Raw genomic sequence first — 22,691 nt, 5'->3', positions numbered from 1 at the left:
AGGGAACAATATGCTAACAGATTTTTTAACTGATTTTAATACTGCGAAACCAAGAAGTAGCTTAATACCAGCGGGTACCATAGTAAAAGTATTGGTTAAAATTTGTCCTGGAGGCCATGAACCAAATGGCTTACTCACGAAAAGTAAAAATACTGGCAGCATCTACTTAAATCTCGAATTTACTGTGGTAGAAGGACCATACTCAAAACGTAAGATCTATCAAATCTTTGGTATTCAAGGGAGTAAACTCAACGAAAATGGAGAAGATGTCTGGGGAGAAATGGGTCGTTCGATGATTAGGAGTATTTTGGAGTCAGCTCGCAATATCTATCCTCATGATGATCGAGAAGAAGCAAATCTTGCCCGTAAAATTAAATCCATTTCAGAACTAAATGGCCTGGAATGTTTAGTTAAGATTGGCACGGAAACTAGTGGATATGGTGAAAAAAATAAGATCATCTCAGTGATTACTCCAGAATATGGTAGTTACGCGAGTTTTATGAAGGCAACAGTTAATTGGAATTAAAAAATTGAAAAGTAAAAAAAATAGTAAATATGGGGGATATATGGATTTTTGGAGTATTACAGAAAACTTTTTGTGGAAAGATTCTGAAGATGTTTTAGGAATTAGATCACTGCTACTTCATAATATTAAAGCATGCATTTCTCATCTTTTTCCTAATGGAAAATTCTATAAAAAGAAGTTTTGTATTGCTGATCTACAAAAGGACCAAATCGTAGTCGACATAAAAGCAGGAAATTGGTCTAGCCTAGTTACCGGTAAAAGTGGAGATATCATCAGTCTTTGGGCATTCGTTACTGGTAAAACTAAACTTTTTGACGTTATTGGCTTAATATCAAAATGGCTCAATGCTGAAAGATTCATTTACCGTGATGAAAACGGCAAAGACATTATTTATGTCTATCTTTATAATGATAACAGTTATTATGCTTGGAATACTAAAACGCGCAGTAGTAATTCAAGGCCTCTTTTCAACATTCCTGAAATCATAAAATCAGACAGAGTAGTTATAGTAAAAGGCGAAAAATGTGCTGAAAAATTAACAAATCATGGTATCACAGCAACAACAGTGATGTTTGACTCAATTGATCAGACAGACTTTTCACCTCTCAATGGAAAACAGATCATCATTTGGCCAGACAATAATGAAGCAGGTAAACAGTATGCTGAAAAAATAGCTAATAAGCTGAGTAACCTAAAGTGCTCTATTCTCAACATTCCAGAAGGTAAAAAGAGTGGATGGAGTGCTCTTGATGCTATTGCAGAAGAAATAGATATAAACCAGCTAACCAATTCAGTAATAAAAGAAAACATCTCAGCTTTTTCTGTAAAGCAGTATTTAAACGATAAGTCACCAATACCAAAAGATATAATTTCCCCAAGAATCTTAATACCAGGTGGATTATTAGTACTTGGTGGTACTCCTAAAGTGGGAAAAACTGATTTTTTGATTTCTTGGCTCGCTAATATGTCAGCAGGTATTCCATTTTTTGATATGGTGCCAGCAAAACCTCTAAAAATCTTTTATCTACAGACTGATGTTGGCTATCACTATATGCGTGAGAGACTACAACAACTTAAGATTGACAACAAACTTTTGAACTTAGTTGCCAATAACTTTGCTATTACTTCTGATGCTAATTTACTACTTGATAAGAACAATATCAGTAAAGTTTATAATACCGTAAAACAATTTTTCAACCCAGCAGAGGTAGATGTTGTTGTTATTGACTCTTTACGCAATGTCTTTAACTATAGAAATGAAAATGACAACAATGTTATGTATTCTTTTTTGCAGGAAAAAGTTGAAAAGTTACGTTCTACAATTAATCCAAGTGCAGGAGTTATCTTAACTCACAATGTTAATAAAAAGCTTCCTAAGGAAAATCCTTTTCAAAGTTTAAGTGGTGCAAGTAGTTTAAGAAACGTTTACACTTCTGGTATGCTCATGTTAAAACCAATTGAAGAGGAAAATATTCGCCAGTTGATGTTTGAGTCAAAAAATGGTCAGTCCTTGCCGACAAAGTTTATCAGTAAGGTTAATGGCAGTTGGTGTTCACAAGTTTGCGGTATTTAGTATGTAAAAGAATAGGGTTTCAAAAAGAAGGTTTTTCGGAGCTTGGTGTAATGAGTGAACCAGATACATTTGTGTGTTTAACTGAGAATGAGGAAATACAAAAGGTGAAGCAGAAATTTACCTTTTCAACATAAGAGTAAAGGGGTTAAGACGATAACCATGTTCTTTACAAGTTAATTCTGGCCAACCAATGGTTTGAATAACATCATCACGTTTAATGTTTAATCCCAATTGATTGGCTAGTTTTTCTTTTATCGTTCTTTGCATTTTATTCAGAGGATATCTTATTTGTTGTTCTAAATCTGTAATTTCTGAATGAAAAGTTAAACGGTCTGCTATTTTTTCAATGCTAAGGGGTATATGTTTCTCTAACGGTACATCATTTTCAAAATCATTAAGGAATTGTTTGAATAAAACGCTAAAAATACTAATACACAATGTAGCTCGTTTATTTACTACTTCAATGTCATTAATGTAAACCACACCATGTGAAAACTTTAGTTGTAGAACCTTTTTTGGTAATTTAGGTTTGACTTCCTTTAGTGAAATAATGGGAAATATTTGCGTAGAAACATTAGCAATTAATTCTGGTATAGCTGCCTCACAAAGTATTTCATTTAAAGTTTTATGCTCACAAAAAAGATCAGACATTTTTACAATAGGTAAAACTAGTGGCAAGTTTGGTATATTTTCTCTTACCGTAATTAGGATAGTGGGCTGAATTCTCAGTTTATCTACAGTTAAATGTACTGCATCAGTGCAAAGGTCAAGAATAATTACGCTTACTATACTACCTTGGCTGCTTATGTGGTAAACTCCTTCTGCTGCTCTTCGCCAGATTAATTTTGAGCTACTTAATAAATCCTCGAACCAACTTGCAATTTTTTCTAAGTTAAGATTGGTTGATAGTAGGTGAAATCGTTGTTTTTGGTGTGTATTTGGTAAAATGTAGCGACAACAATCTTCACAAATCATGTCATCACACTCTTCATCAAAATCTCGACTAATAGGAATTTCATTATTACAATCTGGGTAGAATACGTGAGGCCAATCTAGATGGTCTTCTATGCGGGAACAAATAACAAAATCAACTTCTTTTAGCTTAACAAAGCTGAGGTCAGACAACCACAATGCAGTTTCTAAATAAGCTTTACTAGGATCAATCCAGGAGTCATGAGATCTCAGAATATCTGCAGCAGCTTGCTTTTGGGAGGATTGTAAGTCCATAGGTTTCTTTCATTAATGATTTAAAATCTTCACGCTCTTTTTTATTGAGTATGTGCTCTGAGTAGTAAATAATAGTATAGTGTTGGTTTCTTTTAAAGAACATAGTTACTTTCTTTTCTTTAAATACAATACGAATAGATTCAACAAGTGAATTATCTTGCTCAATTGTTAGCTTTAGTATTTGTAGTTCCCTAGCAATTGAGTTAACTGGATTGGTAACTACAACTAAGTACGTATCTTTCTTCAGCTGAGTTGAACGAAATTTTACCTCAAATAGACAAATATTAGGATCAGTACCTTCTATGGAAGATTTTAAGAATGTTGCAACAAGAAGTGTACAATTCTGGTCTTTCATGTCGATAAATAAGCATTCACATTCAAAATAATTACTTGCGATACTATTTGCTATTTTTAGGCTTTCATTAAAATTTTTAGCACACAGATTTACTTGATTACCATGCAGTGAAAAATCCAGAATAATCCAACTTGGTCTATATCCATGGATAATACGATTTGAATTGAAGAGTAGGTCCTTATCGCTAGCTCGACGTATAAACACATATATACGATTTTGGTGATAGAAAAACCCTTGTAGTTGAGTTTCAAAGCCATCATCTTTTTCAGCATCGTATTCTTGTAGTAATCGGTGAGTAACTTCTTTTGATATAAAGTTTTTAAATGGAATTTTCATCTGCCTTGGTGAATTTTGTAAAGTAAAAGATGAAAATCCTCTCTTTTGTACTTTATCAAAGTGGTAAACACATTTGATTAATTCTGGGTCACTATGAAATAAAACAAAAATTAAGGATTTTTTATCATGTTTGTTATTTTTACATAAAAAGTTTGTGATCAACTCTTCAGTCAAAATAGACCTTGCTACTTCAACAACAGCAGACTCAAGTTTAGAATGGTTGAAGTGGCTAAGTAGATAATAGCTGAACAAAGAGTCTGAGCAACCTATAAGCATTTTGCGTTGTTCTTGAACTGAAATATCATCATGTTTATGAAATTCAAACAATTGGCCATTTTGCTTATGTGTAAAGGAATACTGAAAAATAACATTTAGTTGTCTACCTGAAAGAGAATAAAGCCAATTTTTACGTATTTCTTCATCTTGAAAGCTAGTCAGCCAATGATCTACTGGCATTTCCAAACTACTCTCCCAGAATTCTCTACTAGGATAAAGATTAACCATATATTATGTGTAATATAATACGCTACATTTAACATAATTCAAAAACTAGTCAACGGTAAAAATTATAACAAAGATTTAAGAAAACAAATTGATAAAAATATTTTTCTTTCACTTAAACATACAACTATGAAAAATGTATATATTAAGTAATAGGTCTGCGTAAAAAGGGAAATGTCAATTCTTACACAATCAGGTCGAGCAGCAATAGCAGCAAGCATAAAAGAGCAGCCGATACATCTTGCCTGGGGCAGTGGTGATGCAAACTCTGGAAGTAGCCATCAGGTCGAAAAAGTTTTTGTTGAGGATGAAATAGCTCTAGATCACCACACTATTAAAGATGTAAGGGTTTTTACAGGACAAACAGTGTATCAGTCAAGTGTTGACTATACAGTTGATAGCAGTACTGGTGTAATAAAACTTACGGAAAATAGCTCTATCACGGCAAATAGTGCAGTTACTGTAGAATATACTCAAAGCACACCACCTGAATCTATAAATTCTATAAAGCTCTTGAATGAACTTGGCAGACGTACTGCAGATGAGGTTCTCTTCTGCACAGGTGATGAGAATGGAGAACTTGTAACTCCTTCTGGAAGGTTTAGGTCCTCAAATGTACCAACCAATAATTTGTACCTTAAATTTACTTTCGATTTCACGGATGCAGCAAATCAAGTAATCAGAGAGCTTGGGGTTATGGTTGGCACTAAAATAAAAGAAGGATTACCTAGAGGACAGAGATATTTTGAGCCAAAAGATGTAGAAAACCATGGAATTTTATTAGTTTTAGAACACACTGTGCCACTTATCAGAACAGCTGCAACCCGGGAAACTTTTTCATTTGTAGTGACTTTTTAACTATGACACTGACTAGCTATTATAACCGCTTTAATCCTGACAAAGAGTACGAAAAAAGCTTATTTCTTGCTGGAAGAGGTCTACAGTCTGCAGAATTAAACGAGACTCAGGAGTATGCTCTCTCTAAGCTTAAAGGCATAGGCGATGCAATATTTCGTGATGGCGATGTTATAACAGGAAGCAATTGTATTATAGATGGGGAAACTGGTAAAGCTACACTTGAGGGAGGAAAAATCTATCTGCGCGGTGCAGTTAGAAAAGTTGAAAAAGAAGAATTTGTTATTCCACTGAGTACCACAGTTCGCATAGGTGTTTATTATGTAGAATCTACGATTACAGAACTTGAGGATGAAAACCTTCGTGATCCTGCAATTGGTACACGTAATTATCAAGAAGTAGGAGCTGCAAGACTTAAAGTTTCCACCATTTGGGGTTATCAAGCAGAAGGTCTTTCTCCACGTTTTTCTGAAGGAGAGTTTTATCCAATCTATAACATTGAAAATGGAGTATTAATAGAACATTCACCGCCACCACAAGCAAACATAGTAACTACTGCTCTTGCTCGTTATGACAAAGAAGCAAATGGTTCCTACGTTGTAAATGGCCTTGAAGTAATGTTCTTGCAAAGGGACGAAAAAGGTGGAGAAATATTTGTGATTAATGAGGGCAAAGCTCATGTTGATGGCTATGAGATTGAACTTCCTCACAGTATTCGTGTTTCTTTTGATGAAGATCCTGATATAAAATCAGTTGAATCAGAACCGCATACTTTTCAGCCAAATAGCCAAAGAGTAATGGAACTTAAAGTTAATGATTTTCCAATAAGTGAAATCAAAAAAGTAGATATAACTGTTCAAAAAACTATTACCATTACTCACGGTTCATATTCAGGAGCCATTGATCCGATACCTGACTCTGCAGTACTTGAAATTATTCAAATTAAACAAGGCAACGTTATTTATGAAAACAGCATAGATTATAAACTAAACGCAGGAAACGTTGATTGGTCATTACCCGGCAAAGAACCAGCTCCTGGAAGTAGTTATCAAATAACTTACCGCTTTCGCACTCATGTAAGTCCTGAAGATATAAGTGAGCAGGGGTGTAAAGTAAAAGGAGCAGTTGATAACAGCTTGGTTTTGATAGATTATACCTGGAAAATGCCCCGCTTTGATTTAATTACTATCGATAGCAAAGGGGTGGTAAGGAGAATAAAAGGAATTTCCCATTCTTGGCGACCATCAATGCCTAAAGCACCTAACGGACAACTTTTGCTTTGCTATATTCATCAGACATGGAAAGAAGGTGAAAAAGTGAAAGTAGTGAATAGTGCTATTCATGCTGTGCCGATGAATGAACTTGAAGCAATGAAAAAAGGAATAAATGATCTTTATGCGCTGGTTGCAGAGGAACGTTTACGCAGTGATGCAAATTCAAGAGAACCTACAACGAAAAAAGGAGTATTTGTTGATTCGTTTTTTGACGATGATATGCGTGATCAGGGAATTGTTCAGTCTGCAGCGATAGTAAACAAGGAACTAATTTTACCGATAAACGTAGAAATCATTGATGTTGAAAGAGGTAGAGAACCTTATTTGTTGCCGTATAAACTTGAACCGGTACTAGAACAGCTCTTACAGACTAAAGGAGAAAAGATCAATCCATATCAAGCTTTTGATCCAGTCCCGGCACAAATTACTCTAAATAAAAACATTGATCACTGGACGGAGGTAAAAACAAATTGGAAAAGTCCAGTAACCAGAGTATTTAATGCTAAAGAAACGACAGAGCTATTGTCAAGTAATTCTTATGAAGCTGAATTTATGAGAGAAGCGGTACAGAATTTTGAAATTGAAGGTTTTTCCCCGAATGAAAAGCTCAAGGAGGTGAAGTTCGATGGTGTCTTCATTCATCCTACTGCGTAAGAGGTAAAAAATATGCTCACAACTAACAACCAGGGAAAATTAAAGGGAAAGATAAAAATCCCAGCAAATATTCCAGCAGGTACTAAATTAGTACAGTTTTACGGGGATAAAGGAAGCTATGGAGAAGCAACGTATACTGGTAAAAAAACTATTACCATAGAAGAGAGAAGAAGAGTTATCGCAACAAGAAGAGTTGATCCATTAGCGCAAACATTTACTTTAAATGAGAGCAGACACATAGGAGGTCTAGAGTTATGGTTTATAAATAAAGGCAAAAAACGTGTTGTTGTGCAGATTAGAGAAACAGCAGTGGGAATGCCCTCGCAGACTGTTATTGCTGAAAGTTATATTGAGCCAAAAAATATAAAGATAGATGGCACAGCAACACGTATAGAATGGTCACCAGTGTTTTGCCATGCAGGAGAGGAGTATGCGATAGTACTACTTACTGATGATGCAGATACTGCTGTAAAAATAGCAGAGCTTGGCAAATATGATGCAGTAAATAGCCGCTGGGTAACGAGTCAGCCATATCAAGTAGGAGTATTACTCTCATCTAGCAACGCAAGTACTTGGACTCCACATCAGAACTTAGATTTAACGTTTCGGCTTTTGGCTGCAAAATTTAGGTATCCGTTCAGAGGTGTGGCAAGGATAAAAAACAATTGACATAATATATTAAAGTAGTAATAACACAAAATGTTGATAGTAAAGTAAGGCTAGATGCTTCAATTGTTGATCAGTATTGTAGAGTTATGTAAAAACTTAGAGCAGAAAGTAGCAAAGCTTGAAGAAAAAAATAAAATCTTAGAAATAGAGAATGCTGAACTAAGAGAGAGACTCGGCTTAAACTCAAGGAATTCATCTTTACCAAGTTCAAAAGAGCTGTACAAAATAAAAAAAGACACACCAGAAGATAAGTCAGAGGGCGGCAGGAAGATAGGTGGTCAAGTTGGACATAAGGGGAATTGCCGAGCTAAAATGGAAGCAGATGAGGTGGTGAAGGTAGAGTTACCAAATAGATGCGAGTGTGGTGAAGAAATCGCAATATCGGAAAAACCATATGTCTATCAAAAAGTTGATTTACCAGAAATTAAGCCTTACGTAGTTGAGTATCAATTAGAACATGGTCGCTGTCGTAAATGCGGAAAAAGAAGGAGTAGCAAATTACCAGAAGGAGTTACACCGGATACCTTTGGTCCTAGAGTTAAGTCAGTAGTTGCATCACTAAGTGGGTTTTATAAGAATTCAAAGCGAGAAATAGCGAATATTATGAAAGACATCTTTAACATGAGTATAAGTGTTGGTAGTGTGTCCAATAGTGAAGCAAGGGTTTCGTCAAAATGTAAAGAAGCCTATGAACAAATAGAGGAAGAAATAAAAGCAAGCGAAATTTTGCATATTGATGAAACCAGTCACTACAACAAAGGCAAATTGGGATGGTGCTGGATGTTTGCCAACAATAAAGCAAGTCTTATGAAGTTAGCAGATACAAGAGGAATGAAATTTTTAAAGAATAGTGCATTTTGTGATTACAAAAACCTGGTAATTACTGACAGATATGCAGTTTACAACCACTTCAGTGATGAAAAACGACAAATTTGTTGGGCTCACTTATTGAGAAATTTCGAGAGGTTATCTCATAGTTGGAATAGTGAAGTAATGAGACTTGGCCATTGTTTAAAAGACGCAGCTAATGGATTGTTTGTATTAAAAAACGCTTTGTCAGAAAATGAAATTAGTATTTCAAAGTTCACTAAGCAAGCTAAAGAATTACGAAGATACATACAGTACTGCATGATAAAAATATCTTATATACTTGAAGCAAAAGGAGCTTCACGAACGGTAAAGGGTATTATAAAATCCGAGTCAATGATGTGGACATTTTTGGATGACCCAGAGAATATTCCATTAACGAATAACCATGTTGAGCGACAGATACGGCATTATGTTGTCTATCGTAAGAATTCATATTTTGCACAGTCAGAGCGAGGGAATAGATTTCTTGAGCGGATAATTTCGTTGTATCTGACTTGGAAACAAAAGGAATTAAACCCTTTTCAAAACCTGCTAGCTGTTGTTTCTTAAACCACACCTCTGAACGGATACAAATTTAGCGAAGTTTCTCATGTTGTTGATCTGGGCAAAGTGACAGCAAACAATACTTCAGATTTAATTGTTTTGACAAACGTCGAAAAAGTAGCATTTGATACCAATGTAGAATTTATCTTAACAGATGAAGAGGGAAAAGAGAACTTTTTGTCTGATAATTTGCCACTTGCACTGCGTGAAAGATTATCTGGAGAGCTAACGGTAAAAGCAAGCCTAAAAGGAGGGCGAGAAAAAAGTCCTGTTCTCTATCCTGGGTTACAGCTAGTTCTAGGTAATCTTTCAGAGTCCGGAGATTATGTTACAAGAAGTATTACAGCAGGAGCTAACACTAAGATTACCATAACATATGATGCGCTAATACCCGGCACTGCAGATATTAAAGCATATGTGCAAAAAAATGTGGATTGGCAATTAGTAAATTTAACATCAGGAAAACCTATTGGAGAAAACTGGGTGGAGAGAACTCATGTGCTAACGAACTTTAATGGTAATGAAACGAGGATAAAGTTGGTGCTTAGCGGAACGGTTGTCTATCGGCCAAAGGTAAAAAACTTGCGGATTGTTATAACATAAGAAAAATGCCAAATGATAAAACAAGGCGTGGATATCCTTTACCGCATCCAGAAAATATTGCTGTGCAGGATGTTGTTCGTATCCGTACCACAATTGAGAAAATAGATGAAGATATTACCGAAAGAGAAGATGAGCATAATCAACTTAAGAGTAATTTTGAGCGGTTTAATTTTGAGACTTTTTTAAATTTTTGGAAATGAAAGAAGCAATATACCAAAGGATAAAGGATTTAGCAGCAAACAGCACACCTGATCAATTGGCATATCTTGCAAAATCGCTGGAATTGCTAGCAGATAAAAAAGCTATTTCCAACGTTGTACAAATGACCACAATAAAAGAAATAATTGATGCACTACAAAAAAGACTTAAGGATTTAGTAGCAAACAGTACTCCAGATCAATTAGCATATCTTGCTAAAGCATTGGAATCAATAATCGACAAAAGTGCGGTTTCTGAAATTGTGCAGATGACAGATGGTAAGCTAAAAGAACTTCTTGATAGTGCAAAAAAACACTTAACTGATCTGGATAATAAAAAAGCTAGTTCTTTAGCAGTGATCTCTGAATCAGAGAAGCAGTTATTAAAGAGAATTGATGAAAAAGGGACAACAAATTTATCGCTACTTGATACGAGAAAGAATGCCAGTATTGCAGCAATAAATAGCATTAGTAATAGTCATAAAGATGGTCTTAAAGGTTTAGTAGAAGATTTTCGTGCTGTTAATAATGTACCATCTGGCTCATCAATTATAGGAGAAATAGAAACTCGAATTGAAAACATCTCTAATGAGGTAAAAACTCGGGATGAACAGTTAAAAGCGTCTCTTATAAATGAAATAAGAAAGCGCAATATGGTTGAACCAGGGTCATTACCTTTCTTATTTGGTGTACTTGGTAGAAAAAATAATTACTTTGGCCACGGAACTTTTACGACAGAGCTTGGAAAGTGGAGTAGTGATATAACAAAAACAGACTGTATGTTGCAACTACTAGCAGGTAGCCATACATACGATACAGATTACGTTAGTTTTTATCGGCCAAGACAACTAAGTTTTATAGAGGGAAGTAAAGGAACATTTATTTACGGAGAGTTATGCACAAAAAGTTTTTCGGGTAGTTATGATGAGATATACTATTACCCATATGCTGCACTTGGAGTAGTATTTATAAAAAATACAACGAATGTGAACATAAATAAAACAATAGAATTTGTTGGATCATCATATTCTAGTACGGAGTATGGGGGTGCAGGACTATTTGTGGGAACACCAGATAATACCAATTCTAATAAATCAAGTATTTCAAGAATAATATGGAAAAATGTTTACCAATACACGAGTTCTGATAGCAAGTTAGCTGGATCTGGTAATGTGGAAATTCCAGCAGGAAAAACAGTTGCAACATTACTTTACACATCATCTTACCTATGTTCCAGAACACAAGTCAGTCAAGGTATGCTTGCATCAAATTATGTATACAACTATGGTCAATTTATTCAGTGGGGAATATATAACATACGTAGCAATTTTCTAACCACGGGGCTTGAGATAGATGTAGAGAGAACGCTAAGGGCTTGGCAATGTCCAGGATTATCTAACACGCATGAGATTTGGAGGTAACAAACAATGTCTATCTACATTAGATTTGAAAATGATAAACAAGTAGAAACAACAATACTTGAAAGCAAGCCAAAAGGTAAAAATTGGTATGAAGCGCCAAAAGATTTTGATTGGCAAAAAAGTTATTGTTTAACAGAAGGAGGAGAAATTGCTCAGCGTACTAAAGAAGATATACAAAAGGAGTTACTGGATAATGCGAAGCTTTGTACATTTGATAGTATGCGTTTCTATTATGATAATCATACTCACCAATATGCAGGTCATTCTCACCAAAAAGCTAAATCTTATGAGATTCAAGCGAAAGCCGCAAAAAGCATTCTAGCAGCACCAGAATCTATAGATGAAAAGGATAAAGAAATTATAGAACCTTTAGCAAAAGTCCGTGGTATTACGGTTATTGAAATGGCAAGAATAATTGAGGAAAAAGTGAAAAAAGCAGTAAAAGAAATAATGAAATGTGAAGAGCTTGAAGATTTAGCCAAGAGAAAGATTGAAGAAGCCAAGAGTGAAAATGAGCTACAGACTTTGCTCGATGATTTCAGGAAAAAAATACAAAGAAATGGCTGAAGAATTTTTACACGGAGTAAATGTTATTGAGGTAACCTCAGGGTCAAGAACAGTACGCACAGCTAAATCATCAGTGATAGGTGTAATTGGTACTGCACCTGAAGCTGACGAGCAAAAGTTTCCGCTAAATAAACCAGTGTTAATTGCAGGAAGATTAAAAGAGGCTGCGAAGCTTGGTAAAACAGGTACCCTTCCACAAGCAGTAAGCTCTATCTTTACACAAGTTGGTGCAACAGTAGTAGTTATTCGAGTTAAAGAAAGTGAAAACAGTGATCCAAAATTAAAAGAAGAAGAGACGCTGAAGAATATAATTGGCAGTGTTGATAAAGAAACCGGAGAATATCAGGGAATTGAGGCATTCCTCAGCAGTGAAAGTATAGTTCATGTTGCCCCAAGAATATTAATTGCACCTCAATTTACTCACCAACTACCAGAAGATGCAGTGGTTGCAGCATTAATTTCCGTAGCAGAAAAGCTGAGAAGCATAATAGTAGCAGATGGGCCAAATACCAATGATGAAGAAGCAATCAAGTGGAGAAAAAGTGTAGGCAGCTCAAGAATTTACGTAGTTGATCCTTGGGTTAAGGTATTTATTGAAGGAAAAGAAGAAATCTTGCCAGCAAGCCCATTTGTAGCTGGTTTAATAGCAAAAGTAGATAGCGAACAAGGATTTTGGCATTCACCTTCAAATAAAGAGATAAATGGTATTGTTGGCACAAGCAGACCTATTGATTTTACGCTCGGTAATACAAATTGTAGAGCAAACCACTTAAATGAAAATGAAGTAACAACGATAATTCATCAAAATGGCTATAGGCTTTGGGGAAATAGGACATGTTCAAATGATTCGAAATGGGCTTTTTTATCAGTGAGAAGAACTGCAGATTTAATCAACGATAGTTTACTTAGAGCTCATCTATGGGCAGTTGATCGCAATATTACCAAAACTTACATAGATGATGTAATTGAGGGGGTGAATTCTTATCTTGCAAATTTGAAAGCTCAGGGAGCGATTATCAGCGGAAAATGTTATGCAACTTCAGAATTAAACACACCAGCAAACATCGCAAGCGGAAAAGTATATTTTGACTTTGAGTTTACACCACCATATCCGGCTGAGCAAATAACATTCAAATCTCATCTCGTAAATAATAGTGTAATAAGTTAGGAGAAAGCAAAGTGTTACCGAAAATACTGAGAAATTTTAACGTATTTGTTGATGGTCGTGGTTATGCAGGAAAAATAGATGAAATTACGCTACCAAAACTTACCATAAAAACAGAGGAGTATCGTGCTGGTGGTATGGATATTCCAATAAATATTGATATGGGCATGGAGAAACTTGAAGCAGACTTTACTTTCGCTGAGTATGATTCAGAACTATTTAGACTTTTTGGCTTGATAGATGGAAACTCAGTATCTTTAACGCTCCGTGGAGGAATGCAAGGTAGTGGTAGCAATGAGGTTGAAGGAGTAATTATCAACCTTAGAGGCATATTCAAAGAATTTGATTTTGGTAGCTGGAAACCTGCTGAAAAAGCCACTCTAAAATGCACTGTAGCTGCTCATTATTATAAACTTACGATAGGTGGCAATGAGCTGATAGAGATCGATGCTGAAAATATGATAAGAAAGATAAATGGTGTTGATCAAATGGCCTTGCTGCAAACGGTTTTAGGTATTTAGGTTCAGTTTTAAAAAGATTTTAGAATTTTATTTTTTAGGAGAAAGTATGACAACAGTAAAACTTGATAATCCAATAACAGTTGATGGTATTTCTGTCTCAGAACTTACCATTAGACGTCCAAAAGTAAGGGATTATTTAGCAATAGAACGCCTTAATGGTAGTGATCTAAGTAAGGAAGTAACTTTGACTGCCAATTTGACATCAGTTGCAAAAGAAGCGATTGAAGAGTTAGATATTGCTGATTATGTGAAAGTGCAAGAGGTATTAAAGGATTTTTTTTCACCGATTATCCAAAAAACTTGAGATTAGAAATACTAGTGCTTGGCTCTATCATAGGTGGTGGAGTTGAGCACATTCTTGATATGGAGATTAGTGAGTTTATTTTATGGAGCAAATTAGCTAGGGAGTTCAAATGTCAGTATTATCGATAAAAATAGGTGCAGTACTTGATGGCAGTTTTAATACTGTAATAAAGGGAAGCAGTAGTCAACTTACCCGTCTTGGTGAGAATATAAGAAAGCTTGACTCATCTTTAAAATCAGTATCAAAGTTTAAGCAGTTAGGTCATGATGTTTTGACTAGCAAGAGGTCATGGAAAGGCTTTGAAGATCAAGTAAAATCTTTAGCTAAACAAATGAAGGCAATAGAGAAACCGAGCAAAACTTTAAAAGCTGAGTTTGATAAAGCTAAGTTTTCTGCAACAAAAGCAAAAGAAGCATATTTGAAAAAGAGAGATGCTTTGCATTCATTTAATGAAGAAGTAAGGAAAAGTGGCAGAAATATTAAGTCATTAGTAAGTGACCAATATAAACTTGGTTCATCTGTTGAAGCGCTAAAAGGTAAGTATGGTAAACTTGGGTCTGCAATACGTAGTCACCAAAGTTTTTTAGCAAGCAAAGCACATTTTAAGTCACAAATTATAGAGACTATTGGACTAGGGCTAACGCTTGCAGCGCCAATTAAAGTTGCTGTTGATTTTGAATCGGCTATGGCTGATGTTGCAAAAGTAGTTGAGTTTAACAAAGAAACAAAGGAAGCTGATAAATTTGTTAAGAAGTTAAAAGAGATGTCACGTACTGTACCATTATTTGCTGCAGAATTAGCACAAATAGCTGCAAGCGGTGGTCAACTTGGTATCAAAAAAGAAGATCTTTTCAAATTTACAGAAACGGTGGCAAAAATGTCTACAGCATTTGATATGTCTGCAGAGCAAGCAGGTGATTCCATAGCTAAACTCTCTAACGTTTATGGAATTGATGTTAGTGAAATGGAGCATGTTGGTAATGTAATCAACCACTTATCAGATAACACTGCTGCTAAAGCAAAAGATATGGTTGAAGCTCTAGCAATAGTTGGTGGTACTGCAAAGCAGTTTGGATTAAAGTTTGAACAAACTAGCAGCTTAGTAAATGCTTTTATTAGTTTAGGTAAACAACCAGCAAAAGCTGCAACTGCTATAAATGCACTGCTTAGCAAACTTCAAACTGCTGAAGGTCAAGGAAAAGAATTCAAAGCAGCACTAGAAGAAATGGGCATAACCGCGGAAGAAATGGTACAAAGGATCAGTGAAAGCGGAGAAGAAACACTACTTCACTTTTTTCAAACTCTAAAGAAAATGGATAATCAGGAACGTTCTACAATCCTTATGAAACTTTTCGGTCAGGAATATCAAGATGATATTGCATTATTAGCTGGAAGTTTTAATAAGTATGAGGATGCAATAAAGTTATTGGCTAATACAGAAAAGTACGGAAGCTCTCTGCAAAAAGAATTCAAAAATCGTGCAGACACTACAGCCAATAAATTAAAACTCCTTCGAAATGCAATAGCTGAAGTTGGTATGAACCTGGGCTCGGTGATGCTGCCTACTTTAAAATTTATAGCTGAATTTTTACAAGAAAAAACTAGATATATAGCAGAGTTTGCAGAAAAATATCCAACCTTAACTACAGCAATCATGGGAACTATAGCAGCTTTAATAAGTTTAAAAATTGTAGCAGTAGGACTAGGATACGGATTTACATTGCTAGGAAGTACGATTTTTAGTCTGAAAGCAAACCTACTTGGAGTATTTTCATTTTTATCAGCTACAGTTTTTCCTGCAGTAGTAACAGGACTAAGAGCAATAACACTCGCTATAATGAGTAACCCGATTGGATTTTTAATAGCAAGTCTTGTTACTGGTGCAGCTCTTGTTGTGACTAACTGGCAAAAGGTGAAAGACTTTTTTTCTAGCTTTTTGGAATACATAAAATCACTCATTAAACCTATAGGAGAAGCCTTTTCATGGATAGAAAATACAGTTAGTAGCATATTTGCTAAAAATAGTCCACTGAAAGAATTTGAAAAAAGAAAAAGTATTGTTACTGAAATAAAAGCAGTACATAGTCCCCTAAAGAGTAATATTCTCAACAGTGGAAATCCTTTGCTAGGTAACAGTATAATTAAAGAATTTTCCAATAGAAATCAGAATAGCTTCAGAATCAAAAGCCTTATTGAGGAGAAAAAGTTTACAGAGAGTGATAATGATAAGATATTTGCAAAGAGTAAATTTGAAAATAAAGAACAAAATAAAACTCAGAACATCACTAATAATTATACTATCAGCATTAAAGCAGAGCCAAATCAAGATGTTCGTAGTCTTGCAGATGAAGTAATAAAAAGGATAAGAGAAAAGTCAAGTGATGTTTTATTTGATACCATAGACTCCGTTTATTAAAATGTTGTCTCTTGGCCCTTATAAATTTGCTCCAACAAGTTTAAAGTATAATAGAGAAAATCGTTGGAGTACAATTGAGTGTATTGAAAATATACCACTATTACAAAATATCGGTCAAGGTATAGAAAATATAGATTTAGAAGGAACGATTTATCTACATAATCTCAACGGGCTAAATCAATTAAAGAATATGAAAGAAGCTGAAAACCCACATGTTTTAGTAGATAGTTTAGGTAATATTTTAGGACAATTCGTAATTACCAAGTTAGAAGAAAAGCAGATGTATTTTTTACCTAATGGACTACCAAGAAAAGTTGAATTTAGTTTGAGTTTGAAGAGCTATAGATGACTATATATTATTTAGCCAAAGAAGGAGAAATGCTAGATCTGATTTGCTGGAAACATTACGGATTTACGGATGGAGTAGTGGAATTAGTACTAGCAGAGAACTTAGGTTTGGCAGAATACGGAAGCTTTTTACCGGCAGGATTAAAGATAAAGCTCCCTACTATTCAAAAAACAATACAAAAGTCAAAATTGAAGATCTGGGAATAAATGCAGCCAGATTTTATAATAGATAAATGTGAATCAATTAAAGATAGAGTTATATCATTACGCCTTACCGATGAATCTGGGACAATAGACGATGTAGTTGAAGTGTGTGTTGATTACAGAGATGAAAACTTAAATATCCCAGATGAATTGAATATTTCTTTAGGGTATAGGGAAATCGGAGTGAAGCCCATGGGTATATATACAGTTAATGAAATTACGGTACAGAGTCCACCTAAAACCTTACTAATAAAGGCTCATGCAACAAATTTAAGACTATCATTAAAGGAGAAAGTATCTAAAGAATGGCATCAAATTACTCTAGGTAACTTGGTTAAGGAAATAGCAGAAAAGCATGGATATGGATGCAAAGTTGCAGAAGAATTTGAAAATGTGTTGATTCCACATATTAACCAAACAGAAGAAAGTGATATAAGTTTATTAACAAAAATAGCAATAGAACGTGAGGCAATGGCAAAGTTAGCTGGCGGATACATACTTTTTATTCCAAAAGGCAGAGCAAAATCAGCAACTGGAAAAGCTTTAGGAACAACAGCTATTAGACCTCAAGACACGATAAATTGGAAAGTGCATTTTACTGTGAGTAGGTACAACTCAGTGGTTGCAAAATGGCATAGCTATGAAAGAGGTGAAACTATGTCAGAAACAGTTGGCTTTGGTAGCCCAAGTTATACTATACAAACGCTTTACTCTAATGTAGAATCAGCACTAAGTGCAGCAAATGCTAAGTTAAAACAATTAAAGCGAAATAATGCAGTATTGGATGTTACTATGCCTGGTAATCCAGAACTATTTGCAGAGGCAAAACTCAGTTTATTAGGGTTTCATCAAGATATAGACGGTGCATGGATAATTGACAGAGCGGAACATGTGTTAAATAGTTCAGGTTATCGCACTGTGTTGTCAGCATCAACGTTAAAGGAAAATCAGTAAAACAAATGTTTAATGTTGAAAAAAGTATTGAATATGAATAGAGACTCAAGAAATAAGCTACATTTTTGGTGGTGTATAACAATGATAATATTTGTTGTTATTACCTATTGCTATATGAAAACAAAAGCTACAGATAATTATAAAACAATGTTGCAAGTTGCTTCTAAGAGCTGCAGCCTAGAAGTAGTGAAATTTTCAGCAAATAATCTATTAGATATTAATACACAGATTCCCGAATTAACAGCATTACATTATGCATCAGGTGCAGGATGTTTTGAAGTTGTTAAATTTCTAATAGAGGAAGGAGCTGATATAAACACAGCAAAATATGAAAAATGGACAGCATTACATGCAGCTTCATACAAAGGTAACCTAGAGATAATTAAACTTTTGTTAGAAAAAGGCGCAAACCCTAACATTAGAGACACAGGTGGGAAAAACCCAAGAGATGTAGCTGTACTAAGATCACGGCATAATAAAGATAAACCGTACGATGAAATTATACACTTGCTCTATAATGCTGAAAAGAAACACGAATCTGAGCGGTAATATTTCGTAACTGGAAACAAGAAGTAGTTGAAAATTTTTTATTACACAATTAGGAGAAACATGCAAAATCAAAAAATCCCAATTACGGTAATTGTTACCATATTAATCCAAACCGTAGCATTGATATGGTGGTTATCCAAGCTAGACTCAAGGGTACAATTTCACGATAAACTTATTGAATATGGTTTAATGGAAAAAGTGTTAGTGCTTGAGGAAAGGGTAAAAAATCTTTCTGAGGAATTGGATGAGCTTAAAGCTGATTTTAAGTAATTATTCTTCTACTTTTGGTGTATAAGGATCAGATTGAGATTTACGATCCTTCCAGTTTTCGATGTATTGCTCAACTAATGGAGGATCTCCTGTTATAATTAGTAGATTCTCAGCGTTTTTTTTCTGTGCGGCATCAGAAAGTGTGATCCGGAAGTCGTGAAATCGTGACAGCTAAATTCTGTCCGCCTTAACATTGGGTTGAAATCGTGGTCCACATTTTAAGAAATTGGCAATTTCTCGAGATGAAAGCATGGAACAAAAGGAGGTAATGATAAACCTTGTAGCAAATCCCTCCAAGAAAAGTTAGATATGGTTACGAGAGAAACTTATGTTTGAATTGTCGAGAGCTGCAATATGCGAAAAAGGTTGATACGCATAGACCAAAAGGTATGGAGAAAATGGATGATTAAAATTTTCTGGTTTAATCAAAATGTTTCCGATCTCCCGGCAAATAGTAAGGACCTAAGTCTGACAAGAAACGGTTTCATGGAACGGAGTAACCACAGGAAAACTCTTATTTTTCTGAATAAGGATAATAAGCAGGTAGCCAACCGCAAGTTTTTTTTTTGTGGAAGGATTGTTTAAGAAGCTAACGCCCGAAGTAATATTGGGGATATGCAGACGTAAACACTGTAGTTTGGAAGGTAAAGTTATGAGTAGTAGTAAATATGTTATGAACCGACAAAAAGTCAGGTATGAATGGAATGAAATTCCTTGGCGCAAGCTGGAGAAATTTTCGTTTAAGCTACAAAAACGAATTTACCGAGCTTCGAAAAGTAATAATATTAAGATGATGCATAGTCTTCAGAAATTATTACTCAAATCAACAAGTGCAAGAGTGCTCGCCGTTAGAAGAGTAACACAGGACAATAGAGGAAAAAAGACTGCAGGTATTGATGGAAAAGCTAATCTTAACCAAAAAGAAAGAATGCAATTAGCATATTCTATGGATCTAAGAGAAAAAGCAAAACCGTCAAAACGTGTTTGGATCCCAAAACCTGGCAAACCATTGGAGCGTCGCCCCCTTGGAATACCCACTATATCGTGTCGAGCAAAACAAACGCTTGTGAAGATGATTTTAGAACCAGAGTGGGAGGCAAAATTCGAGTCAAACACCTATCAACTATGTTTTTTAAAAATTTTTTATTTGTGTAATTTTGCAACTTTACCCAATCATGTAGGTAATAAAAACCCATTCGTCATAGGAATAGAATTTTATGTCAAACAGCTATTGCCTGCTTAAGCCAATAAATATGTGAATAAGTACTTTAAGTTTATGTGGACGTACTTATTCACAATATTCATTGTCAGTTACTACTGTGTGAAGTAATCGCTGCTTTAAGTCTTGCATTAGCAATTACTATAATTTTACGCATAAGAGCTGTTATAGCCACCATCTTCTTCTTACCACTTTCAACAAGCTTAGAATAAAAGGCACCAAGTACAGATTTGGACTTTGTAGCAGCCATAGCTGATATGAAGAGCTTTGAACGAACATTACTTCTACCGCCTGTAATCCTTCGGTAACCAACAGCTTTACCACTTTCCTTAGGATGAGGTGCTACTCCGGAAAGACTTGCTACTTCTTTTTTACTTAAGTAACCAAGCTCTGGCATTAAACACAAAAAATCTTGTGATAACTTTTTGCCTATTCCAGGAACTGTTTTAAGGATTTTTTGACGTTGTTGTAGCTCATGGCTCTCATCAATAATTTTTTGTATAGTATCATTGAGTTCACTTATTTGACTATTGAAAAATTCAATGGTCCTCTGGCAACTTTCCTTTATATGGTCATTTTCAGGAGCTTCCAGTCTACACTTTTCCTGAGTTCTCATTTGCGTAATGTCGTCACGACGTTGACAAAGTGCAGCTAGAGTTGATTGTTCTTTTGACGCAGGTGTAAATAGAGAGAGAGTTCTATGGCGTTCATATCCATATTGGGCGAGAGCCATCGCATCTGATTTATCAGACTTTGCTAAAGTTCCGTGCGACAAGATAAAACTTTTTACTTTTCGAGTATTTGCTCGATGTACTGCAATATTCTTGTCAACAAGAAAATATGATAAACCAAGCTCATATTTACCTGTATTTTCTAAAGTTACCAAAGAATTAGGTAAGATATCTGAAAACTTTTTAAACAACAGTTGCCAACCATCAGCATTATTGTCGAACTTGATAGTGTTTTTTTGGCTGTAAACTGCAGCAACATTTTTAAATTTTCCGATGTCAATGCCAATAAAATTTTGATAAGATGTAACCATAATAAACCTCGATAGTTTTAGTTAATTTAAGATTGTAAACGGGTGCATATATATGTCCCAAACAACTATTCAAACGTATCGAGAGATGGGGCTAGTGTACCTTGATAAGTACGGTTGTAATACCAATGGTTTTTCGGTCGCACACGCCCGTGATAACTCTATTCCTATAGTGAGTAGAGTTATCTTCCCTCTTACTTCATTTATATCATGTTTTTAACTTACAATGGTTTTAGGTCTGGTAGATCTTGCCATGATGCCATTGAGGCTATATTTCAAGTACTTAGCAAGAAAACAGTATTTGTTTTGGATGCTGATATTGCAAAGTGTTATGACAATATTAACCATACCGTGCTGTTAGAAAAACTCAATACCACACCAACTCTAAGGAAAATAATAAAAGGGTGGTTAAAAGCAGGAGTTATGGAAAACAGAATACTTAAACCAACCAGAAGTGGTACAATTCAAGGAGGAACAATCTCTCCACTATTGGCTTGTATTGCTCTGCATGGTTTAGAAGGATATGTAAAAGAAACAATGGCAGATGAGATAGTCATTAGCTGTATGAAAAAGAAACCTGGAAAAACATACAGAAAAGAGGCAAAAAGGTCACTCAGTATAATTACTTATGCAGATGATCTTGTTGTGCTACATGAAAGTGAAGAAATTGTTTTGAAAGCAAAAATTCTGATTGAAAAATGGTTAAAAACCATCGGATTGGAGTTAGAGCCATCCAAGACAAAAATTTCCCACACATTAAAATTTCTAAATGAAATAAAACCAGGTTTTGATTTCCTTGGATTTACAGTGAGACAATATCCAACAAAGCAAAATAAGATGGGATATAAGTCACTCATTAAACCAAATCTTAATTCTATAAAACAGCACACATTAACCATTAAACATAAGCTTAGGAAAATACGTGAAATTCCTCAGGAAGCTATAATAAAAGAGCTTAATCCTATTATTAGAGGATGGTGTCAATATTATACCTCGGCAGTTTCAAGCAAAACCTTTAGCTTATTGGATAATATCATGTTTAGAAAGATTTGGAGATGGGCAGTTCGTAGGCACCCCAATAAAGGAAAATACTGGATAAAGAAGAAATACTTTAGAAGGTATAAAAATGACAATTGGAAGTTTATGACAAGTGATGGAAGATATCTTATTAAACATAGAGATCATGCTATTAAACGGCATATCAAAGTGATTGGAACTAAATCTCCATATGATGGAGACTGGATATATTGGAGCAATCGACTAAATCGATTACCAGACAAGTCATCAAGAGTAATAAAATTAATGAAGTTACAACAAGGTAAATGTAATTATTGTCAATTATATTTTAGGTCAGATGACTTAATTGAAGTGCATCACCAAGATAAAATTAAAAACAATAATGATATTAAAAATTTATTTTTGTTACATGGGCATTGTCATGATTATATACATAAGCAGTGTGCATGATAAGCACTAAACTAGAGAGAAGCCGGATGTGGTAAAAGTCACAAGTCCGGTTTTGAAGTCGAGG

General features: G+C 35.0%; 22 protein-coding genes and 2 pseudogenes. 21 read left to right on the top strand and 3 right to left on the bottom strand.

Annotation, left to right across the window (positions count from 1 at the left end):
* Positions 1-10 precede the first annotated feature (10 nt).
* Positions 11-526 carry a hypothetical protein gene (locus OPR42_RS07285; RefSeq protein ID WP_265042216.1) on the top strand — a complete coding sequence of 172 codons (516 nt, stop codon included), beginning with the start codon at positions 11-13 and terminating at the stop codon, positions 524-526.
* 40 nt (positions 527-566) lie between these two features.
* A complete protein-coding gene (locus OPR42_RS07280; RefSeq protein WP_265042215.1) occupies positions 567-2,099 on the top strand; it encodes an AAA family ATPase in 1,533 nt (510 codons plus the stop codon).
* Between the two features lie 117 nt (positions 2,100-2,216).
* Here OPR42_RS07280 and OPR42_RS07275 read toward each other — a convergent pair whose 3' ends face one another.
* Both OPR42_RS07275 and OPR42_RS07270 read right to left on the bottom strand, forming a co-directional pair.
* A complete protein-coding gene (locus tag OPR42_RS07275; RefSeq protein WP_265042214.1) occupies positions 2,217-3,326 on the bottom strand; it encodes a hypothetical protein in 1,110 nt (369 codons plus the stop codon).
* The gene (locus OPR42_RS07270; protein ID WP_265042213.1) at positions 3,271-4,521 is read right to left on the bottom strand and encodes a hypothetical protein; all 1,251 of its coding nucleotides are present in this window, start codon (positions 4,519-4,521) and stop codon (positions 3,271-3,273) included. The genes OPR42_RS07275 and OPR42_RS07270 overlap by 56 nt, the downstream gene beginning before the upstream one ends.
* A 171-nt stretch (positions 4,522-4,692) precedes the next feature.
* Here OPR42_RS07270 and OPR42_RS07265 point away from each other — a divergent pair, with 171 nt between their 5' ends.
* From OPR42_RS07265 to OPR42_RS07175, 18 genes and pseudogenes are all read left to right on the top strand, one after another.
* On the top strand, positions 4,693-5,376 hold the full coding sequence (locus OPR42_RS07265) for a hypothetical protein (RefSeq protein ID WP_265042212.1): 684 nt from the start codon (positions 4,693-4,695) through the stop codon (positions 5,374-5,376).
* A 2-nt stretch (positions 5,377-5,378) separates the two neighbouring features.
* Positions 5,379-7,301 carry a DUF4815 domain-containing protein gene (locus OPR42_RS07260; protein WP_265042211.1) on the top strand — a complete coding sequence of 641 codons (1,923 nt, stop codon included), beginning with the start codon at positions 5,379-5,381 and terminating at the stop codon, positions 7,299-7,301.
* 12 nt (positions 7,302-7,313) lie between these two features.
* A pseudogene (locus tag OPR42_RS07255) lies at positions 7,314-7,928 on the top strand (hypothetical protein); the annotation flags it as partial.
* A 108-nt stretch (positions 7,929-8,036) separates the two neighbouring features.
* Positions 8,037-9,389 carry an IS66 family transposase gene (gene tnpC / locus OPR42_RS07250; protein ID WP_264330462.1) on the top strand — a complete coding sequence of 451 codons (1,353 nt, stop codon included), beginning with the start codon at positions 8,037-8,039 and terminating at the stop codon, positions 9,387-9,389.
* Positions 9,390-9,410: 21 nt separating this feature from the next.
* A pseudogene (locus tag OPR42_RS07245) lies at positions 9,411-9,986 on the top strand (hypothetical protein); the annotation flags it as partial.
* A 5-nt stretch (positions 9,987-9,991) separates the two neighbouring features.
* Positions 9,992-10,186: a hypothetical protein gene (locus OPR42_RS07240; protein WP_017532579.1), complete on the top strand. Its 195-nt coding sequence runs from the start codon at positions 9,992-9,994 to the stop codon at positions 10,184-10,186.
* Entirely contained in the window at positions 10,183-11,604 is a 1,422-nt protein-coding gene (locus OPR42_RS07235; RefSeq protein ID WP_265042210.1) for a hypothetical protein, read from the top strand. The genes OPR42_RS07240 and OPR42_RS07235 overlap by 4 nt, the downstream gene beginning before the upstream one ends.
* A 6-nt stretch (positions 11,605-11,610) precedes the next feature.
* Positions 11,611-12,171: a hypothetical protein gene (locus OPR42_RS07230; RefSeq protein ID WP_265042209.1), complete on the top strand. Its 561-nt coding sequence runs from the start codon at positions 11,611-11,613 to the stop codon at positions 12,169-12,171.
* Positions 12,164-13,339: a phage tail sheath subtilisin-like domain-containing protein gene (locus tag OPR42_RS07225; protein WP_265042386.1), complete on the top strand. Its 1,176-nt coding sequence runs from the start codon at positions 12,164-12,166 to the stop codon at positions 13,337-13,339. The genes OPR42_RS07230 and OPR42_RS07225 overlap by 8 nt, the downstream gene beginning before the upstream one ends.
* A gap of 11 nt (positions 13,340-13,350) precedes the next feature.
* Positions 13,351-13,857, top strand: coding sequence for a phage major tail tube protein (locus OPR42_RS07220; RefSeq protein WP_265023128.1), 507 nt, complete (start codon positions 13,351-13,353; stop codon positions 13,855-13,857).
* 46 nt (positions 13,858-13,903) lie between these two features.
* Positions 13,904-14,161, top strand: coding sequence for a phage tail assembly protein (locus OPR42_RS07215; RefSeq protein WP_149168985.1), 258 nt, complete (start codon positions 13,904-13,906; stop codon positions 14,159-14,161).
* A gap of 109 nt (positions 14,162-14,270) precedes the next feature.
* The gene (locus tag OPR42_RS07210) at positions 14,271-16,577 is read left to right on the top strand and encodes a phage tail tape measure protein (protein ID WP_265042208.1); all 2,307 of its coding nucleotides are present in this window, start codon (positions 14,271-14,273) and stop codon (positions 16,575-16,577) included.
* A 1-nt stretch (position 16,578) separates the two neighbouring features.
* Positions 16,579-16,926 carry a phage tail protein gene (locus OPR42_RS07205; RefSeq protein ID WP_096676764.1) on the top strand — a complete coding sequence of 116 codons (348 nt, stop codon included), beginning with the start codon at positions 16,579-16,581 and terminating at the stop codon, positions 16,924-16,926.
* Positions 16,923-17,132, top strand: a complete 210-nt coding sequence (locus tag OPR42_RS07200) for a tail protein X (protein WP_096676762.1) — start codon at positions 16,923-16,925, stop codon at positions 17,130-17,132. The genes OPR42_RS07205 and OPR42_RS07200 overlap by 4 nt, the downstream gene beginning before the upstream one ends.
* The gene (locus OPR42_RS07195) at positions 17,133-18,083 is read left to right on the top strand and encodes a contractile injection system protein, VgrG/Pvc8 family (RefSeq protein ID WP_265042207.1); all 951 of its coding nucleotides are present in this window, start codon (positions 17,133-17,135) and stop codon (positions 18,081-18,083) included.
* Positions 18,084-18,095: 12 nt separating this feature from the next.
* Positions 18,096-18,632, top strand: a complete 537-nt coding sequence (locus OPR42_RS07190; RefSeq protein WP_096676758.1) for an ankyrin repeat domain-containing protein — start codon at positions 18,096-18,098, stop codon at positions 18,630-18,632.
* 60 nt (positions 18,633-18,692) lie between these two features.
* On the top strand, positions 18,693-18,902 hold the full coding sequence (locus tag OPR42_RS07185) for a hypothetical protein (protein ID WP_143688873.1): 210 nt from the start codon (positions 18,693-18,695) through the stop codon (positions 18,900-18,902).
* A 652-nt stretch (positions 18,903-19,554) separates the two neighbouring features.
* Positions 19,555-20,145 (top strand): reverse transcriptase N-terminal domain-containing protein, encoded by a 591-nt coding sequence (locus OPR42_RS07175; protein ID WP_265042206.1) that lies wholly within the window; start codon positions 19,555-19,557, stop codon positions 20,143-20,145.
* 64 nt (positions 20,146-20,209) lie between these two features.
* On the opposite strand, the gene OPR42_RS07170 is transcribed toward OPR42_RS07175, so the two are convergent.
* Complete coding sequence (locus OPR42_RS07170) at positions 20,210-21,163, bottom strand: IS110 family RNA-guided transposase (protein WP_265042205.1); 954 nt, start codon at positions 21,161-21,163, stop codon at positions 20,210-20,212.
* Between the two features lie 207 nt (positions 21,164-21,370).
* On the opposite strand from OPR42_RS07170, the gene OPR42_RS07165 reads away from it, so the two are divergent.
* Positions 21,371-22,627, top strand: coding sequence for a reverse transcriptase domain-containing protein (locus tag OPR42_RS07165; RefSeq protein WP_265042204.1), 1,257 nt, complete (start codon positions 21,371-21,373; stop codon positions 22,625-22,627).
* Positions 22,628-22,691 lie beyond the last annotated feature (64 nt).

Source organism: Wolbachia endosymbiont (group B) of Melanostoma mellinum, assembly GCF_947251465.1.
GTDB lineage: Bacteria > Pseudomonadota > Alphaproteobacteria > Rickettsiales > Anaplasmataceae > Wolbachia.
Note: the sequence above shows the minus strand (reverse complement) of the source record. Positions and strands in the feature narration are given on the sequence as shown.

What these genes read in the sequence shown, in the direction of transcription:
- OPR42_RS07215 (WP_149168985.1), top strand. Translation starts at nt 13,904, where the DNA reads ATGACAACAGTAAAACTTGATAATCCAATAACAGTTGATGGTATTTCT.
- OPR42_RS07275 (WP_265042214.1), bottom strand. Translation starts at nt 3,326, where the DNA reads ATGGACTTACAATCCTCCCAAAAGCAAGCTGCTGCAGATATTCTGAGA.
- OPR42_RS07240 (WP_017532579.1), top strand. Translation starts at nt 9,992, where the DNA reads ATGCCAAATGATAAAACAAGGCGTGGATATCCTTTACCGCATCCAGAA.
- OPR42_RS07235 (WP_265042210.1), top strand. Translation starts at nt 10,183, where the DNA reads ATGAAAGAAGCAATATACCAAAGGATAAAGGATTTAGCAGCAAACAGC.
- OPR42_RS07210 (WP_265042208.1), top strand. Translation starts at nt 14,271, where the DNA reads ATGTCAGTATTATCGATAAAAATAGGTGCAGTACTTGATGGCAGTTTT.
- OPR42_RS07270 (WP_265042213.1), bottom strand. Translation starts at nt 4,521, where the DNA reads ATGGTTAATCTTTATCCTAGTAGAGAATTCTGGGAGAGTAGTTTGGAA.
- OPR42_RS07200 (WP_096676762.1), top strand. Translation starts at nt 16,923, where the DNA reads ATGACTATATATTATTTAGCCAAAGAAGGAGAAATGCTAGATCTGATT.
- OPR42_RS07195 (WP_265042207.1), top strand. Translation starts at nt 17,133, where the DNA reads ATGCAGCCAGATTTTATAATAGATAAATGTGAATCAATTAAAGATAGA.
- OPR42_RS07175 (WP_265042206.1), top strand. Translation starts at nt 19,555, where the DNA reads ATGAGTAGTAGTAAATATGTTATGAACCGACAAAAAGTCAGGTATGAA.
- OPR42_RS07280 (WP_265042215.1), top strand. Translation starts at nt 567, where the DNA reads ATGGATTTTTGGAGTATTACAGAAAACTTTTTGTGGAAAGATTCTGAA.
- OPR42_RS07265 (WP_265042212.1), top strand. Translation starts at nt 4,693, where the DNA reads ATGTCAATTCTTACACAATCAGGTCGAGCAGCAATAGCAGCAAGCATA.
- OPR42_RS07285 (WP_265042216.1), top strand. Translation starts at nt 11, where the DNA reads ATGCTAACAGATTTTTTAACTGATTTTAATACTGCGAAACCAAGAAGT.
- OPR42_RS07165 (WP_265042204.1), top strand. Translation starts at nt 21,371, where the DNA reads ATGTTTTTAACTTACAATGGTTTTAGGTCTGGTAGATCTTGCCATGAT.
- OPR42_RS07260 (WP_265042211.1), top strand. Translation starts at nt 5,379, where the DNA reads ATGACACTGACTAGCTATTATAACCGCTTTAATCCTGACAAAGAGTAC.
- OPR42_RS07185 (WP_143688873.1), top strand. Translation starts at nt 18,693, where the DNA reads ATGCAAAATCAAAAAATCCCAATTACGGTAATTGTTACCATATTAATC.
- OPR42_RS07190 (WP_096676758.1), top strand. Translation starts at nt 18,096, where the DNA reads ATGTTGAAAAAAGTATTGAATATGAATAGAGACTCAAGAAATAAGCTA.
- OPR42_RS07225 (WP_265042386.1), top strand. Translation starts at nt 12,164, where the DNA reads ATGGCTGAAGAATTTTTACACGGAGTAAATGTTATTGAGGTAACCTCA.
- OPR42_RS07170 (WP_265042205.1), bottom strand. Translation starts at nt 21,163, where the DNA reads ATGGTTACATCTTATCAAAATTTTATTGGCATTGACATCGGAAAATTT.
- OPR42_RS07205 (WP_096676764.1), top strand. Translation starts at nt 16,579, where the DNA reads ATGTTGTCTCTTGGCCCTTATAAATTTGCTCCAACAAGTTTAAAGTAT.
- OPR42_RS07230 (WP_265042209.1), top strand. Translation starts at nt 11,611, where the DNA reads ATGTCTATCTACATTAGATTTGAAAATGATAAACAAGTAGAAACAACA.